A 12396-nucleotide genomic window follows, 5' to 3' on the forward strand; every position below is an offset into this window, starting at 1 on the left:
TTATTGAATTCTGGCAGCCGACCATTGGAGAGCAATAGTGATGGAAACCCGCACGCCAAACCGCTTGCCGTTCCATCGCCTGGCAGTTTTTCCGGTGTTGATGGCTCAGTTTGTCGTTTTGCTGATCGCCGCTTTGGCGCTCTGGCAATGGCATGGAGTCGTTGCCGGGTACTCAGGACTCTGCGGAGGCCTGATAGCCTTGCTGCCCAATGTTTATTTCGCTCACAGGGCATTTCGGTTTTCCGGCGCCCGAGCAGCTCAAGCCATCGTCCGGTCTTTTTATGCCGGCGAGGCGGGCAAATTGATTTTGACGGCAGTGCTCTTTGCATTGACGTTTGCAGGTGTGAAGCCATTGGCGCCGCTAGCTGTATTCGGCGTCTTCGTGTTGACCCAACTGGTCAGCTGGTTCGCGCCCCTGCTGATGAGAACAAGACTTTCGAGACCTTAGGGCGTTTGAGGCAACCATGGCAGAAACAACCGCTTCGGGCTATATCCAGCACCACTTGCAGAACCTGACCTTCGGTCAGCACCCAACCGGCGGATGGGGCTTTGCCCACACCGCAGCAGAAGCCAAAGAAATGGGCTTCTGGGCTTTCCACGTCGATACCCTCGGCTGGTCGGTCGCTTTGGGTCTGATCTTCGTTCTTCTTTTCCGCATGGCGGCAAAAAAGGCGACTTCCGGTCAACCTGGCGGCCTGCAGAACTTCGTCGAGGTTCTGATCGAGTTCGTCGACACCAGCGTGAAAGATACCTTTCACGGCCGTAATCCATTGATCGCGCCATTGGCCCTGACGATTTTTGTCTGGGTGTTCCTGATGAACGCCGTCGACCTGGTACCGGTTGACTGGATTCCGAAGCTGGCTGCCATCATTTCCGGCGACCCGCATCTGGTCTTCCGCGCCGTTCCGACCACTGACCCGAACGCGACCCTGGGCATGTCCCTGTCGGTGTTCGCGTTGATCATTTTCTACAGCATCAAGGTCAAGGGCATCGGCGGCTTCATCGGCGAACTGACCCTGCACCCGTTCGGCAGCAAGAACATCTTCGTTCAAGCAGTGCTGATTCCGGTGAACTTCCTGCTGGAGTTCGTGACGCTGGTGGCCAAGCCAATCTCCCTGGCACTGCGTCTGTTCGGCAACATGTACGCCGGCGAGCTGGTCTTCATTCTGATTGCTGTGATGTTTGGCAGCGGTCTGCTCTGGCTTAGCGGCCTGGGCGTAGTTCTGCAGTGGGCGTGGGCAGTGTTCCACATCCTGATCATCACCCTGCAGGCGTTTATCTTCATGATGCTGACCATCGTTTACTTGTCGATGGCGCACGAAGAGAACCATTAAGACCAGTCTCGACTGGTCTGATGTCCCACTCGGTCAAACGGGTGGGTGCCCGAACAGGGCTATGAAACGATTTGTTTTACCGCTTTAAAATCTAAAAAACCTAAACCATACGACGTAAAAGTCGGGAGGAAAGATGGAAACTGTAGTTGGTCTAACCGCTATCGCTGTTGCACTGTTGATCGGCCTGGGCGCACTGGGTACCGCAATTGGTTTCGGCCTGTTGGGCGGCAAGTTCCTGGAAGGCGCAGCGCGTCAGCCAGAAATGGTTCCAATGCTGCAAGTTAAAATGTTCATCGTTGCCGGTCTGCTCGACGCCGTAACCATGATCGGTGTTGGTATCGCTCTGTTCTTCACCTTTGCGAACCCATTCGTTGGTCAACTCGCTGGCTAATCACTCGAACCTTCGAGTGATTGGTTTGATGTGCAACGAACGAGCGAGGTGTTGGCGTGAACATTAATGCAACCCTGATTGGCCAGTCCGTTGCGTTCTTCATTTTTGTACTGTTTTGCATGAAGTTCGTGTGGCCTCCGGTCATCGCGGCTTTGCACGAACGTCAGAAGAAGATCGCGGATGGACTGGACGCTGCCAGCCGAGCAGCTCGCGACCTGGAGTTGGCCCATGAGAAAGTGGGTCAGCAACTGCGCGAAGCGAAAGCTCAGGCAGCTGAAATCATTGAGCAAGCCAAGAAACGCGGTAACCAGATCGTTGACGAGGCTGTTGAAAAAGCCCGTCTCGACGCTGACCGTGTGAAGGTTCAGGCTCAGGCCGAGATCGAGCAGGAACTGAACAGTGTCAAAGACGCGCTGCGTGCCCAACTGGGTGCTCTGGCCGTTGGCGGCGCCGAGAAGATCCTGGGTGCCACAATCGATCAAAACGCGCACGCGGAGCTGGTAAACAAACTGGCTGCTGAAATTTAAGCGAGGGCGATCATGGCAGAATTGACCACGTTGGCCCGACCTTACGCTAAGGCAGCCTTCGAGCACGCCCAGGCCCACCAGCAACTGGCCTCTTGGTCAGCCATGCTCGGCCTGGCTGCAGCAGTGTCGAAAGACGACACCATGCAGCGCGTGCTCAAGGCCCCGCGACTGACGAGCGCAGACAAGGCCGCCACGTTTATTGACGTGTGCGGCGACAAGTTTGATGCCAAGGCACAGAACTTCATTAACGTCGTTGCCGAAAACGACCGTCTCCCGCTTTTGCCGGAGATATCCGCTCTGTTCGACCTGTACAAGGCCGAACAAGAGAAGTCGGTAGACGTTGAAGTAACCAGTGCTTTTGCATTGAACCAAGAACAGCAAGACAAACTCGCCAAGGTTCTCAGTGCACGACTCAACCGGGAAGTGCGCCTGCAAGTCGAGGAAGACAAATCCCTTATTGGGGGCATTGTCATCCGCGCCGGCGACCTGGTTATCGATGGCTCGGTTCGCGGCAAACTCGCGAGCCTTGCCGAAGCATTGAAATCTTGAGTTTGAAGGGGCAGCAGAGCAATGCAGCAACTCAATCCTTCCGAAATAAGTGAAATTATCAAGGGCCGCATCGACAAGCTCGATGTGACCTCCCAAGCCCGTAACGAAGGCACTGTCGTCAGCGTATCTGACGGTATCGTGCGGATTCACGGTCTGGCCGACGTTATGTACGGCGAGATGATCGAGTTTCCGGGCGGCGTCTTCGGTATGGCTCTCAACCTGGAGCAAGACTCCGTAGGTGCCGTAGTTTTGGGCTCCTACCAGTCTCTGGCTGAAGGCATGAGCGCCAAGTGCACCGGCCGCATCCTCGAAGTTCCGGTTGGTAAGGAACTGCTGGGTCGCGTAGTCGACGCACTGGGCAACCCGGTTGATGGCAAAGGTCCACTGAACAACACCGAGACCGATGCGGTCGAGAAAGTTGCTCCAGGCGTGATCTGGCGTAAGTCGGTAGACCAGCCTGTACAGACTGGCTACAAGGCTGTCGATGCCATGATCCCTGTCGGCCGTGGCCAGCGTGAGCTGATCATCGGTGACCGTCAGATCGGTAAAACCGCTCTGGCGATCGACGCGATCATCAACCAGAAGAACAGCGGCATTTTCTGCGTCTACGTCGCGATCGGTCAGAAACAATCGACCATCGCCAACGTAGTTCGCAAGCTGGAAGAAAACGGCGCACTGGCTAACACCATCGTCGTGGCAGCGAGCGCTTCGGAATCTGCAGCACTGCAATTCCTGGCACCGTACTCCGGTTGCACCATGGGTGAATTCTTCCGCGACCGCGGTGAAGACGCGCTGATCGTTTATGACGATCTGTCCAAGCAAGCAGTGGCTTACCGCCAGATTTCCCTGCTGCTGCGCCGTCCACCAGGCCGTGAAGCGTACCCAGGCGACGTGTTCTATCTCCACTCCCGTCTGCTGGAGCGCGCATCCCGCGTTTCGGAAGAATACGTAGAGAAGTTCACCAACGGCGCAGTGACCGGCAAAACCGGTTCCCTGACCGCACTGCCGATCATCGAAACCCAGGCTGGCGACGTTTCCGCGTTCGTTCCGACCAACGTGATTTCCATCACCGACGGTCAGATCTTCCTGGAATCGGCCATGTTCAACTCCGGGATCCGTCCTGCTGTGAACGCCGGTGTTTCGGTATCCCGTGTGGGTGGTGCCGCTCAGACCAAGATCATCAAGAAGCTCTCCGGTGGTATCCGTACCGCTCTGGCTCAGTACCGTGAACTGGCGGCATTCGCCCAGTTCGCTTCTGACCTGGACGAAGCGACCCGTAAGCAACTTGAGCATGGTCAGCGCGTTACCGAGCTGATGAAGCAGAAGCAATACGCACCAATGTCGATCGCTGACATGGCGCTGTCGCTGTATGCCGCTGAGCGTGGGTTCCTGACTGACGTTGAAATCGCCAAGATCGGCAGCTTCGAACAAGCGCTGATTGCTTTCTTCAACCGCGATCACGCCGATTTGATGGCGAAGATCAACGTGAAGGGTGACTTCAATGACGAAATCGACGCTGGCATGAAAGCCGGTATCGAGAAGTTCAAGGCCACCCAAACCTGGTAAGCCGCAGCGGGGGCCGCAAGGCTCCCGCTTGCTAACCTGATAGGTGTTACATGGCAGGCGCAAAAGAGATTCGCAGTAAGATTGCGAGCATCAAAAGCACGCAAAAGATTACCAGCGCCATGGAAAAAGTGGCGGTCAGTAAAATGCGCAAGGCACAAATGCGCATGGCTGCTAGCCGTCCTTACGCGGAGCGCATCCGCCAGGTTATTGGCCATTTGGCCAACGCTAACCCGGAATATCGCCACCCATTCATGATCGACCGTGAAGTAAAGCGCGTTGGTTATGTCGTGGTGAGCAGTGACCGTGGTCTGTGTGGTGGCTTGAACACCAACCTGTTCAAGGCCCTGGTCAAGGACATGGCGGTAAACCGCGAAAACGGCGTCGAGATTGATCTGTGTGTTGTTGGTAGCAAGGGTGCGGCTTTCTTCCGCAACTTCGGCGGTAACGTCGTAGCAGCTATCAGCCACCTGGGTGAAGAGCCGTCGATCAATGACCTGATCGGCAGCGTCAAGGTGATGCTGGATGCCTACCTGGACGGCCGTATTGACCGCCTGTCCGTGGTGTCCAACAAGTTCATCAACACCATGACGCAAACGCCTACCGTGGAGCAGTTGATTCCACTGGTGGCAACCCCGGATCAAGGACTCAAGCACCACTGGGATTATCTGTACGAACCGGACGCCAAAGAGCTGCTTGACGGCTTGATGGTCCGTTACGTGGAGTCGCAGGTCTACCAGGCGGTGGTCGAGAACAACGCGGCTGAACAAGCTGCGCGGATGATCGCGATGAAGAACGCTACCGACAACGCCGGTGATTTGATCAGCGATTTGCAGCTGGTCTACAACAAGGCGCGTCAGGCTGCGATCACCCAAGAGATCTCGGAAATCGTCGGCGGCGCTGCCGCGGTTTAACGGTTCAAATATTCAGAGGATCCAGCTATGAGTAGCGGACGTATCGTTCAAATCATCGGCGCCGTTATCGACGTGGAATTCCCACGCGACAGCGTACCGAGCATCTACAACGCTTTGAGTGTAAAAAGCGATGCAGGCACCACTCTCGAAGTTCAGCAGCAGCTGGGCGACGGCGTGGTTCGTACCATTGCGATGGGTTCCACCGAGGGCTTGAAGCGCGGTCTGGAAGTCACCGACTCTGGCGCAGCCATCTCCGTACCGGTCGGTAAAGCGACTCTGGGCCGGATCATGGACGTACTGGGCAACCCGATCGACGAAGCTGGCCCGATCGCCACCGAAGAGCGCTGGGGCATTCACCGTCCTGCGCCAACCTTCGCTGAACAAGCGGGCGGCAACGACTTGCTGGAAACCGGCATCAAGGTTATCGACCTGGTTTGCCCGTTCGCCAAGGGTGGTAAAGTCGGTCTGTTCGGTGGTGCCGGTGTAGGCAAAACCGTAAACATGATGGAACTGATCCGTAACATCGCCATCGAGCACAGCGGTTATTCCGTGTTCGCCGGTGTGGGTGAGCGTACTCGTGAGGGTAACGACTTCTACCACGAGATGAAGGATTCCAACGTTCTGGACAAAGTGGCACTGGTTTACGGTCAGATGAACGAGCCGCCGGGTAACCGTCTGCGCGTAGCACTGACCGGCCTGACCATGGCCGAGAAGTTCCGTGACGAAGGTAACGACGTTCTGCTGTTCGTCGACAACATCTATCGTTACACCCTGGCCGGTACTGAAGTATCCGCACTGCTGGGCCGTATGCCTTCCGCAGTAGGTTACCAGCCGACCCTGGCCGAAGAGATGGGTACTCTGCAAGAGCGTATCACTTCGACCAAAAACGGTTCGATCACCTCGATCCAAGCGGTATACGTACCTGCGGATGACTTGACTGACCCGTCGCCAGCGACCACCTTCGCCCACTTGGACGCCACCGTCGTTCTGTCCCGTGACATCGCTTCCCTGGGTATCTACCCGGCGGTCGATCCACTCGACTCGACTTCGCGCCAGCTGGACCCGAACGTGATCGGCCAGGACCACTACGATACCGCTCGCGGTGTACAGTACGTTCTGCAGCGTTACAAAGAACTGAAGGACATCATTGCGATCCTGGGTATGGACGAGCTGTCGGAAGCCGACAAGCAGTTGGTAAACCGTGCTCGTAAGATCCAGCGTTTCTTGTCGCAGCCGTTCTTCGTGGCTGAAGTCTTCACCGGTGCTTCGGGTAAATACGTTTCCCTGAAAGATACCATTGCTGGCTTCAAAGGCATCCTCAACGGTGACTACGACCACCTGCCAGAACAAGCGTTCTACATGGTCGGCGGCATCGAAGAAGCGATCGAGAAAGCCAAGAAACTGTAATCCCGGCGCCCGGCAACGGGCGCTAATTTAGGTTGAGGCAATCAGATGGCTATGACAGTCCATTGCGACATCGTCAGTGCGGAAGGAGAAATCTTTTCCGGCCTGGTCGAGATGGTGGTTGCGCACGGTGCACTGGGTGATCTTGGTATCGCCCTGGGTCACGCGCCGCTGATCACTAATCTCAAGCCGGGCCCGATCCGCCTGATCAAGCAGGGCGGGGAAGAGGAGGTGTATTACATCTCCGGTGGTTTCCTCGAGGTTCAGCCGAACATGGTCAAGGTTCTTGCCGACACCGTGCAGCGGGCTGCCGACCTGGACGAAGCCTCCGCTCAGGAAGCCGTCAAGGCTGCCGAGAAGGCTCTGCACGACAGAGGCGGGGAGTTTGACTACGGTGCTGCTGCCGCACGTCTGGCCGAGGCTGCAGCTCAGCTGCGCACCGTCCAACAGATCCGCAAGAAGTTCGGCCACTAACAGGCCGTCACATGTTGCGCGATTGATTAAAAAGGGTGGCCTCGGCTACCCTTTTTTCTTTTCCGATTTTCACCACTTGGTCGCAGCCGCCGACCACCCAGGATTGGTAGCCAGTCATGTCTCTTGAAATCGTTATCCTCGCTGCTGGTCAAGGTACTCGCATGCGTTCGGCACTGCCGAAAGTTCTGCATCCGATTGCCGGCAACTCGATGCTTGGCCATGTTATCCACAGCGCGCGGCAACTTAATCCACAGCGCATCCACGTGGTGATTGGTCATGGTGCCGACGCCGTACGTGAGCGACTGGCGGCGGATGATCTGAATTTCGTCCTGCAGGACAAACAACTGGGTACTGGACACGCGGTTGCTCAAGCAGTGCCATTCATTGAGTCCGACATCGTTTTGATTCTCTACGGTGACGTGCCGTTGATCGAAGTCGAGACCCTTCAGCGCCTGCTCAAGCAGGTTGCGCCGCAACAACTGGGCTTGCTGACCGTCGAACTGGACGACCCGACCGGCTATGGCCGCATCGTCCGCGATGCTGCCGGCAAGGTCACGGCGATCGTCGAGCAGAAAGACGCCAGCGAAGCCGAGCGCGCGATCACCGAAGGCAATACCGGCATCCTGGCGCTGCCTTTCGCGCAGTTGGGTGGCTGGATGAGTCGTCTCTCCAACAACAACGCCCAAGGCGAGTACTACCTGACCGACATAATTGCCATGGCGGTCAGCGATGGTCTGGTGGTGGCGACCGAGCAGCCTCACGATGCGATGGAAGTGCAGGGCGCCAACGATCGCAAGCAGCTCTCCGAACTCGAGCGTCACTATCAACTGCGCGCGGGCCGTCGTTTGATGGCTCAAGGCGTGACCTTGCGCGACCCGGCACGTTTCGATGTGCGCGGTGAAGTCACCGTCGGCCGCGATGTGCTGATCGACATCAACGTGATCCTCGAAGGCAAAGTCGTCATCGAAGACGACGTGGTGATCGGCCCGAACTGCGTGATCAAGGACAGCACCCTGCGTAAAGGCGTGGTGATCAAGGCGAACAGCCACATCGAAGGTGCAATTCTCGGCGAAGGCAGCGATGCCGGGCCGTTCGCCCGTCTGCGTCCCGGCACAGTGCTGGAGGCTCGCGCCCATGTGGGTAACTTTGTCGAGCTGAAAAACGCGCATATGGGCGAAGGTGCCAAGGCCGGTCACCTGACCTACCTGGGCGATGCCGAGATCGGCGCGCGCACCAACATCGGGGCGGGCACCATTACCTGCAACTATGACGGCGTCAACAAATGGAAAACCGTATTGGGTGAAGATGTGTTCATCGGTTCCAACAACTCGTTGGTGGCGCCTGTGGATATCTCTAGCGGTGCAACCACCGCCGCCGGATCGACCATTACCCAGAATGTGGATCACGCGCAGTTGGCGGTCGGCCGTGCACGTCAGAAGAACATCAACGGTTGGAAGCGGCCAGTGAAGATCAAAAAGACTTAAGTTACCCACAGCCCTTGTAGGAGCGAGCTTGCTCGCGATGAACTTGAGAACGCCGCGGGTTGTCTGCCTTCCAGCGTTATCGTTAACGTCCATCGCGAGCAAGCTCGCTCCTACAGGTTATCCACAGCTCTTTTTGTCGCGTGCCACTTGACGAAGTTTCGACAATAGGTTTTGATTGCTTACGTTATCTTTCGAATCGAAACTTACCAAGCCATGTCGAAACGCAATACGCCTCAACGCCGCCACAATATCCTCGCCTTGCTCAATGAGCAGGGCGAAGTCAGTGTGGATGAGCTGGCCAAAAGCTTCGAAACTTCGGAAGTTACGATTCGCAAGGATCTGGCGGCACTCGAAAGTAATGGCTTGTTGCTGCGCCGTTATGGCGGTGCGATCACCATGCCTCAGGAATTGGTGGCTGACATCGGTCAGCCAGTCTCCAAATATAAGCAGGCCATCGCCCGCGCTGCCGTTATGCGAATCCGCGAGCACGCAAGGATCATCATCGACAGCGGCAGTACCACCGCTGCGATGATCCCCGAACTGGGTCAACAACCGGGTCTGGTGGTGATGACCAATTCCCTGCACGTCGCCAACGCCCTGAGCGAACTCGAGCACGAACCGGTGCTGTTGATGACGGGCGGCACCTGGGATCCGCATTCCGAATCCTTTCAGGGGCAGGTCGCCGAGCAGGTTCTACGCTCGTACGATTTCGACCAGTTGTTCATCGGTGCCGATGGCATCGACCTGGTGCGCGGTACCACCACCTTCAATGAATTGTTGGGACTCAGCCGCGTCATGGCGGATGTCGCTCGCGAAGTGATCGTGATGGTGGAATCCGACAAGATCGGCCGCAAGATTCCCAACCTGGAACTGCCCTGGAGCAGTGTCCATACCCTTATTACCGATGATCGCCTGCCGCAAGAAGCACGTGATCAGATTCAGGCCCGCGATATCACTTTGATTTGCGCGGCTGTCAGTCAGGAGAAATAGCATGTGTGGAATTGTCGGCGCAGTCGCAGAACGTAACATCACCGCCATCCTGCTCGAAGGCCTCAAACGCCTGGAATACCGTGGCTATGACAGCGCCGGTGTGGCGGTCTTCACCAATGACGCAAAGCTTGAGCGCATGCGTCGCCCAGGCAAAGTCAGCGAGCTGGAACAGGCACTTGTAGCCGAGCCGCTGATCGGTCGCCTCGGTATCGCTCACACTCGCTGGGCCACACACGGTGCGCCGTGCGAGCGTAATGCGCACCCGCATTTCTCCGGTGATCTGGCGGTGGTGCACAACGGCATCATCGAGAACCACGAAGCCCTGCGCGAACAACTCAAAGCGCTGGGCTACGTGTTCACCTCGGACACCGACACCGAAGTCATTGCCCACCTGCTGAACCACAAACTCAAGGATCTGCACGATTTGACCGTAGCCCTCAAGGCCACCGTTAAAGAGCTGCATGGTGCCTACGGTCTGGCCGTGATCAGCGCCGATCAACCAGATCGCCTGGTCGCTGCCCGCAGTGGCAGCCCATTGGTGATCGGTCTGGGTCTGGGGGAAAACTTCCTCGCTTCCGACCAGTTAGCCCTGCGCCAGGTCACTGACCGCTTCATGTACCTGGAAGAAGGCGATATCGCCGAAATTCGTCGTGATAGCGTGCAGATCTGGGACATCAGCGGCAATGCCGTCACACGTGAAACCGTGCAGTATCGTGATGGCGCCGAAGCGGCTGACAAAGGCGAATTCCGCCACTTCATGCTCAAGGAAATCCACGAACAACCGGCCGTTGTGCAGCGCACCCTCGAAGGTCGCCTGAGCCCGAACGGTGTGCTGGTGCAGGCTTTTGGTCCACAGGCCGCCGAGCTGTTCGCCAAAGTGCGTAACGTACAGATCGTCGCTTGCGGCACCAGCTATCACGCCGGCATGGTTGCCCGTTACTGGCTGGAGGAGCTGGCCGGCATTCCGTGCCAGGTAGAAGTCGCCAGCGAATTCCGCTACCGCAAAGTGGTGGTGCAGCCTGATACCCTGTTCGTGACCATTTCCCAGTCCGGCGAAACCGCCGACACGCTGGCTGCGTTGCGCAATGCCAAGGAACTGGGCTTCCTCGCCAGCCTGGCCATCTGCAACGTCGGCATCAGCTCGCTGGTGCGTGAATCCGACCTGACGTTGCTGACTCAGGCCGGTCGCGAAATCGGCGTGGCCTCCACCAAAGCCTTCACCACTCAGTTGGTTGGTCTGCTGTTGCTGACCCTGTCCCTGGGTCAGGTTCGCGGTACATTGGCCAAAGGCGTTGAAGCCACTCTTGTTGAAGAACTGCGTCGCCTGCCAACCCGTCTGGGTGAAGCCTTGGCCATGGACAGCACCGTGGAGAAAATCGCCGAACTGTTCGCCGAGAAGAACCACACGCTGTTCCTCGGTCGTGGCGCGCAGTTCCCGGTGGCGATGGAAGGGGCACTCAAGCTCAAGGAAATCTCCTACATCCACGCCGAAGCCTACCCGGCCGGCGAGCTGAAACACGGCCCGTTGGCGCTTGTGGATAACGACATGCCCGTGGTGACGGTGGCGCCAAACAACGAGCTGCTGGAGAAGTTGAAGTCCAACCTCCAGGAAGTCCGCGCCCGTGGCGGCCAACTGATCGTCTTCGCTGACGAGCAGGCCGGTATGACCAACGGCGAAGGCACTCATGTTGTGCACATGCCGCACATCCACGACATTCTGTCGCCGATCCTCTACACCATTCCATTGCAGTTGCTGTCTTACTACGTCGCGGTGTTGAAAGGCACTGACGTTGACCAGCCGCGTAATCTGGCGAAGTCAGTCACTGTGGAATAAGTTATCCACAGCTGAATCGAGGGGCGAGGTCGCTGGCATTGACAGGACCTTGCCCCTTTTACATTCAGCTCAGAACTTTTCCGCAATCAACCGCAGTGGATAATCCGGTTCTCGATAGCCGCCGGGCTTCTGGCGTTTGGGTAACTTCACGGCATCCCTCGGAACATCTTCATAGGGAATGCGACTGAGCAGGTCGGTGATGATGTTCAGGCGAGCCCGTCGCTTGTCATTCGAGTTGGCCACAAACCACGGTGCATGGTCGGTGTCGGTCATCTTGAACATATCGTCACGTGCGCGGGAATAGTCATACCAGCGGCTGTATGACTTGAGGTCCATACCGGTCAGCTTCCAGATTTTACGTCCATCCTTGATGCGAGCCTGAAGCCGTCGTGTCTGCTCCTCCTGACTGACTTCCAGCCAATACTTGATCAGGATGACGCCCGAATCGACGATCGCGCGTTCCACGAGAGGGATTGTCTTCAGGAAGCGCTCCACCTGTTCCTGGGTGCAGAACCCCATCACGCGTTCAACGCCCGCACGGTTGTACCAACTGCGATCGAAGATCACCACTTCGCCAGCCGCAGGCAGGTGTGGCAGGTAGCGCTGCACATACATCTGGCTTTTCTCGCGATCGGTAGGCGCGGTCAACGCGATCACCCGAAAAATACGCGGACTCACCCGTTCGGTCAGCGCCTTGATTGTCCCGCCCTTTCCGGCCCCGTCGCGGCCCTCGAAAACAATGCAAACCTTGATGCCCTTGTGCCGCACCCACTCCTGCAACTTGACGGTTTCGACGTGCAGTTCGCGTAGCGCTTTCAGGTAGTCTTTGTTATTCATTTTCGAGCTGTCAGCCATTTGCTGCTTTTGGACCTGCTTCTTGTCCTTTTTCATGACCAAGGCCTCACTAATTCCCGGTCATGTCAGACTAGGTC

The 12396-nt window shown here is 57.1% G+C and carries 13 protein-coding genes; 12 read left to right on the forward strand and 1 reads right to left on the reverse strand.

Annotated features, from left to right (window positions below; all coding sequences use genetic code 11):
- Window positions 1-40: 40 nt before the first annotated feature.
- From ACYZTL_RS15705 to glmS, 12 genes are all read left to right on the forward strand, one after another.
- A complete protein-coding gene (locus ACYZTL_RS15705; protein ID WP_008027539.1) occupies window positions 41-448 on the forward strand; it encodes a F0F1 ATP synthase subunit I in 408 nt (135 codons plus the stop codon).
- 16 nt (window positions 449-464) lie between these two features.
- A complete protein-coding gene (gene atpB / locus ACYZTL_RS15710; protein WP_461952559.1) occupies window positions 465-1334 on the forward strand; it encodes a F0F1 ATP synthase subunit A in 870 nt (289 codons plus the stop codon).
- A gap of 133 nt (window positions 1335-1467) precedes the next feature.
- Window positions 1468-1725, forward strand: a complete 258-nt coding sequence (gene atpE / locus ACYZTL_RS15715) for a F0F1 ATP synthase subunit C (protein WP_002555987.1) — start codon at window positions 1468-1470, stop codon at window positions 1723-1725.
- A gap of 56 nt (window positions 1726-1781) precedes the next feature.
- Window positions 1782-2252: a F0F1 ATP synthase subunit B gene (locus tag ACYZTL_RS15720; protein WP_008073637.1), complete on the forward strand. Its 471-nt coding sequence runs from the start codon at window positions 1782-1784 to the stop codon at window positions 2250-2252.
- 12 nt (window positions 2253-2264) lie between these two features.
- Complete coding sequence (locus ACYZTL_RS15725) at window positions 2265-2801, forward strand: F0F1 ATP synthase subunit delta (RefSeq protein ID WP_461952560.1); 537 nt, start codon at window positions 2265-2267, stop codon at window positions 2799-2801.
- A gap of 21 nt (window positions 2802-2822) precedes the next feature.
- A complete protein-coding gene (gene atpA, locus ACYZTL_RS15730) occupies window positions 2823-4367 on the forward strand; it encodes a F0F1 ATP synthase subunit alpha (protein WP_008155713.1) in 1545 nt (514 codons plus the stop codon).
- A 50-nt stretch (window positions 4368-4417) separates the two neighbouring features.
- Window positions 4418-5278, forward strand: a complete 861-nt coding sequence (gene atpG / locus ACYZTL_RS15735) for a F0F1 ATP synthase subunit gamma (protein WP_008027528.1) — start codon at window positions 4418-4420, stop codon at window positions 5276-5278.
- 27 nt (window positions 5279-5305) lie between these two features.
- Window positions 5306-6685 carry a F0F1 ATP synthase subunit beta gene (gene atpD / locus ACYZTL_RS15740; RefSeq protein WP_008027526.1) on the forward strand — a complete coding sequence of 460 codons (1380 nt, stop codon included), beginning with the start codon at window positions 5306-5308 and terminating at the stop codon, window positions 6683-6685.
- Window positions 6686-6730: 45 nt separating this feature from the next.
- Window positions 6731-7156: a F0F1 ATP synthase subunit epsilon gene (locus ACYZTL_RS15745; protein ID WP_461952561.1), complete on the forward strand. Its 426-nt coding sequence runs from the start codon at window positions 6731-6733 to the stop codon at window positions 7154-7156.
- Between the two features lie 116 nt (window positions 7157-7272).
- Window positions 7273-8640: a bifunctional UDP-N-acetylglucosamine diphosphorylase/glucosamine-1-phosphate N-acetyltransferase GlmU gene (gene glmU / locus ACYZTL_RS15750; RefSeq protein WP_461952562.1), complete on the forward strand. Its 1368-nt coding sequence runs from the start codon at window positions 7273-7275 to the stop codon at window positions 8638-8640.
- A 213-nt stretch (window positions 8641-8853) separates the two neighbouring features.
- The gene (locus ACYZTL_RS15755) at window positions 8854-9630 is read left to right on the forward strand and encodes a DeoR/GlpR family DNA-binding transcription regulator (RefSeq protein WP_461952563.1); all 777 of its coding nucleotides are present in this window, start codon (window positions 8854-8856) and stop codon (window positions 9628-9630) included.
- A 1-nt stretch (window position 9631) separates the two neighbouring features.
- Entirely contained in the window at window positions 9632-11464 is a 1833-nt protein-coding gene (gene glmS, locus ACYZTL_RS15760) for a glutamine--fructose-6-phosphate transaminase (isomerizing) (RefSeq protein ID WP_461952564.1), read from the forward strand.
- Window positions 11465-11533: 69 nt separating this feature from the next.
- On the opposite strand, the gene ppk2 is transcribed toward glmS, so the two are convergent.
- Window positions 11534-12355, reverse strand: coding sequence for a polyphosphate kinase 2 (gene ppk2 / locus ACYZTL_RS15765; RefSeq protein WP_461952565.1), 822 nt, complete (start codon window positions 12353-12355; stop codon window positions 11534-11536).
- Window positions 12356-12396: the final 41 nt, after the last annotated feature.

The sequence above is a fragment of the Pseudomonas sp. LB3P81 genome (genome assembly GCF_054897965.1).